We start from the raw sequence: 3,954 nt of genomic DNA, 5'->3' as shown, positions 1-3,954 counted from the left end.
GCTGGACGTGACGGTGCAGGCCGAGATCCTCGGTCTGCTGCGGGACCTGCGCGACCGGCTCGGCGTCGCCGTTCTGCTGATCACGCACGACATGGGCGTGGTCGCCGGGCTCGCGGACCGCGTCGTCGTGATGAACGCCGGCCGGGTCGTGGAGACCGGTGCCGTACGGGACGTCTTCACCACGCCGCGCGAGGAGTACACGAAGACGCTGCTGGACTCGGTGGTGTCGCTGGACTCCCGCGTGCTGCCCGCCCGCCCCGCCGCGGAACCGGTGCTGCGCCTGGCTGATGTCTCGGTGTCGTACGGGAAGTTCCGCGCGGTCTCGGAGGTGTCGCTGGAGATCGGGCGCGGTGAGGTGCTCGGGCTCGTCGGCGAGTCGGGCTCCGGCAAGTCGTCGATCGCCGGCGCGATCACCGGCCTGGTGGGCTACACCGGGCAGCTCACCGTGGCGGGCAAGGAGGTCTCGGCGCTGCGCAGGGCCGACCGCGGCCGGATCGGGCTGGTGTTCCAGGACCCGCAGTCGTCGCTGAACCCCCGTGCCACCATCGCCCGCTCGATCGCCCAGCCGCTGGTGCTGCACACGTCGTCGCGCGGCAAGGAGCTGGCCGCGAAGGTCGACTCCCTGCTGGACGCCGTGCAGCTCTCACCGTCGTTGCGCGACCGCTATCCTCACGAGCTGTCCGGTGGCCAGCGCCAGCGCGTCGGGATCGCCAGGGCCATCGCGCTCGGCCCTGACCTGCTGATCGCCGACGAGCCGACGTCCGCGCTGGACGTGACGGTGCAGGCCCGCGTGCTGGACCTGTTCCGCTCGCTGCAGCGCGACCTGCGGTTCGCGTGCCTGTTCATCAGCCACGACCTGGCCGTGGTGCAGCACCTCGCCGACCGGGCCGCCGTGCTGCACCGGGGCCGGGTCGTCGAGGAGGGCGCCTCGGTGTTCGCCGCGCCGCAGGACCCTTACACGCAACGATTGCTCGCCTCGGCGCTTACCGTGTCCGTATGAGGACCAACTGGGCGGGCAACGTCACGTTCACCGCGGCCGAGGTCGCGACGCCGGTGACGGCCGACGACCTGCGGGCGGTGGTCCGCGGTGCGGCCGCGGTGCACGTGACGGGCTCCGGCCACTCGTTCAGCCCGATCGCCGACACGACGGGCACCCTGGTGTCCCTGTCCGCGATGCCCCAGGTCTTCGAGGTCTCCGGCCACACGGTCCGGGTGAACGCCGGTGTGACCCTGGCCGACCTGTCGGTGCTGCTGGAGTCCGCGGGCCTCGCCCTGCACACGCTGCCGTCGCTGCCGCACATCACCATCGCGGGCGCGATCGCCACGGCCACCCACGGCTCGGGCGCCCGGTCGCTGGCAGGCGCGGTGCGGTCGGTCGAGGTCATGCGCGGAGACGGCTCGGTCGTCGAACTGACCTCGGCGGGCGCCGCGGTGTCGATGGGCGGCCTGGGCGTGGTCACGGCCGTGACGCTCGACGTCGTGCCGACTTTCGAGATCGCGCAGACCGTCTACGAGGACGTCGCCTGGACCACGCTGCTCGGCTCACTGGAACAGATCTTCGACGGCGCCTACAGCGTGAGCGCGTTCGTCGACTGGCAGGGCGGTGCCACGATCTGGGCCAAGCACCGCGTCGGCGACCAGCCGTTCACCTTCCCCGGCCACCCCGCCGACGGCCCGCGCCACCCGGTCCCCGGCCAGCCCGCCTCGCGCTGCACGGTCCAGGGCGGCGTCCCGGGCCCGTGGCACGAACGGCTGCCCCACTTCAAGGCCGAGTTCACCCCGTCCGTCGGCCAGGAGCTGCAGACCGAGTACTTCGTCCCCCGCACCCGCGCGGTCACGGCCCTGCGCGCGCTGGCCGAGATGTCCACCGTCATCTCGCCGCTGGTGCAGGCGTGCGAGATCCGCACGATCGACGCCGAACCCCAGTGGCTCAGCCCGGCGGTCGACCGCGACAGCCTCGCCATCCACTTCACCTGGGTGCCGAACACGCCCGCCGTGCTCGCCCTGCTACCCCGGCTGGAGGAGGCGATCGCGCCACGTCCGCACTGGGGCAAGCTCTTCACCGTGCCGCCGATGCTGCTGGCGGCGCGCTACCCGCAGTGGGACGCGTTCAAGGCGCTGATCAACGAGCACGATCCGAAAGGCGTGTTCCGCAACGACTTCCTGACCCGCTACTTCGGGTCAGCGGCCACCAGCTGACTCCTCACCCTTCTGGCGCAACGTCTCCAGCTCGTCGTCCGAGAACCCGTAGGTCGTCACCACGGTCATCTTCTGGCAGGTGACCAGCAGACCCGGTCCCCACTCCTCGATCACGTACCCGCTCTGGTTCGCCGACTCGAAGAACGGCTTGCCCGTGACGCCCAGCGACACCTCGGACGGCCAGAACAACGTGCGGCGCACCGCCCCGGGGTGGTACTCGTGCGCGAACTTCAGCTGGTGCAGGAACGTGATCCAGCCCTCGGTGATGTCGTCGTAGTACTCGTCCCACTCGGGCAAAGTGCCCTTCGGCGCACGAGTCAGCACCACCCGCGTGCCTTCCGGGACCGGCGTCAACGTGAACGTGTCGTGCCCGTGCAGGGTCAGCGACCGCTCGCCCGTCTCCTCCGCGTCCTCGAAGAAGGTGCCGTCGATCTCCTGCTCCAGGCCCTCGTACTCCCAGCCGTGCCAGTGCAGGATCTTCTGCTTGTCGCGGAAGGACTGCCACACCTCGTCGACCGGCGCGGCCACGGTGACCTCGACGCGAACGCGCTCATCGCTCATCGGAAACTCCTGGGTGGCCCAACGCGACCACCCGGTACGGGCGGCCTGACTCGGTGTCGTACCTCAACGCGATCTGCCGCACCGCTTCGGCTAGGTCGCTGGTGAACTCGTGGACGGCACCGGGCGCGCCGAAGCGGACCGTCGTCTCCACGGTGAACGTGAGCAAGCGCTTTCCCGCGTCGGCGGCAGCCGACGACATCCGCTCGACCTCGCGAGCCGTGTCCTCAGCCACCGACACCAGATGCGTTGCGGCGAACTGGTCCTGGACGTCGGCGGCGATCTCGCGGCCGGGCCGGGCGCGCAGCACGCGTTCGACGCAGCCACGCCGTTGCCGCTCCTCGACCAGCTCGACGAGACCGGCCTGCTCCAGCGCCCGCACGTGGTAGTTGACCCGTTGCCGCGGCAGGTCGAGGGCCGCCGCGAGCTGGGTCGCCGACGCGGGCGACTTCAGCAGCTCCAGCAGCGATCTGCGCAACGGGGAGAGCTCCACATCTAGCACAGTCTCATTTGACAAATTCATTTGTCAATACCGGAACTCGACCGGAAACAGTTAGGTTCGTTGACGGTTGCAACAAACCACCCCCACCCTGTGACCCGTGAGAACCCCCCTGCTGGTGGCAGCGTTGGCAGCAGCGGCGATCGTTCCTGTGTGGACGGTCGCGGCCCAGGCCGACGTAGTGCCCGGAACCGCTTATCAGGTGACGAACGTCGGCAGCGGAAAGTGCGTGGAGTCGCTCGGATCGGCGAACGGCGCACAACTCCGCCAACAAGGATGCTCCGGGCAGACCTGGACCTTCACGCCCACGAGCGACGGCTACTTCACGGTCGGCCAGGGCCAGGTCTGGGACGTCTCGAACGTGTCCGCCGAGGACAACGCCGCGATCCACATGTGGCAGAACTTCAACGCCAACAACCAACAGTGGCGCCCCGAACAGGTCGGCACCGACACCTACCGGTTCGTCAGCCGGCACAGCAACAAGTGCCTCGACGTGCCCGGCGCCTCGACCGGTGACGTCCAGTTGGTGCAGTACACCTGCAACGGCACCAACGCCCAGTCCTACAAGCTCAGCACCGGCACCACCCCGCCCGACCCCGGCCAGCCGGACTTCGGCCCGAACGTGCTGATCTTCGACCCGTCGATGTCCGCGAGCACGATCCAGGCGCGCCTCAACGACGTCTTCCGGCAGCAGGAAG

General features: G+C 69.7%; 5 protein-coding genes. 3 read left to right on the top strand and 2 right to left on the bottom strand.

All coding sequences use genetic code 11. The features are described from left to right. Together UK23_RS28965 and UK23_RS28960 are read left to right on the top strand one after the other, a co-directional pair. Window positions 1-1,000, top strand: a 1,000-nt coding sequence (locus UK23_RS28965) for an ATP-binding cassette domain-containing protein (RefSeq protein ID WP_045314836.1), incomplete at its 5' end; no start/stop codon positions are given. Continuing rightward, window positions 997-2,199 carry an FAD-binding protein gene (locus UK23_RS28960; protein ID WP_045314835.1) on the top strand — a complete coding sequence of 401 codons (1,203 nt, stop codon included), beginning with the start codon at window positions 997-999 and terminating at the stop codon, window positions 2,197-2,199. The genes UK23_RS28965 and UK23_RS28960, both read left to right, overlap by 4 nt. Here the strand turns inward: UK23_RS28960 and UK23_RS28955 are convergent. Together UK23_RS28955 and UK23_RS28950 are read right to left on the bottom strand one after the other, a co-directional pair. After that, window positions 2,182-2,760, bottom strand: a complete 579-nt coding sequence (locus UK23_RS28955) for an SRPBCC family protein (RefSeq protein ID WP_045314834.1) — start codon at window positions 2,758-2,760, stop codon at window positions 2,182-2,184. The two genes, UK23_RS28960 and UK23_RS28955, sit on opposite strands and share 18 nt — an antisense overlap. Continuing rightward, window positions 2,750-3,250: an ArsR/SmtB family transcription factor gene (locus UK23_RS28950; RefSeq protein WP_196777936.1), complete on the bottom strand. Its 501-nt coding sequence runs from the start codon at window positions 3,248-3,250 to the stop codon at window positions 2,750-2,752. The genes UK23_RS28955 and UK23_RS28950 overlap by 11 nt, the downstream gene beginning before the upstream one ends. Window positions 3,251-3,356: 106 nt before the next feature. On the opposite strand from UK23_RS28950, the gene UK23_RS28945 reads away from it, so the two are divergent. Further along, the coding region (locus UK23_RS28945) for an RICIN domain-containing protein (RefSeq protein ID WP_196777935.1) at window positions 3,357-3,954 on the top strand (598 nt) is incomplete at its 3' end.

Source organism: Lentzea aerocolonigenes (assembly GCF_000955955.1).
GTDB classification, from domain to species: Bacteria; Actinomycetota; Actinomycetes; order Mycobacteriales; family Pseudonocardiaceae; genus Lentzea; species Lentzea aerocolonigenes_A.
This window is presented reverse-complemented; position numbering and strand designations above follow the sequence as displayed.

Excerpts from the sequence above, each read along its gene's own strand:
- UK23_RS28960 (WP_045314835.1), top strand. The coding sequence starts at position 997 with ATGAGGACCAACTGGGCGGGCAACGTCACGTTCACCGCGGCCGAGGTC.
- UK23_RS28955 (WP_045314834.1), bottom strand. The coding sequence starts at position 2,760 with ATGAGCGATGAGCGCGTTCGCGTCGAGGTCACCGTGGCCGCGCCGGTC.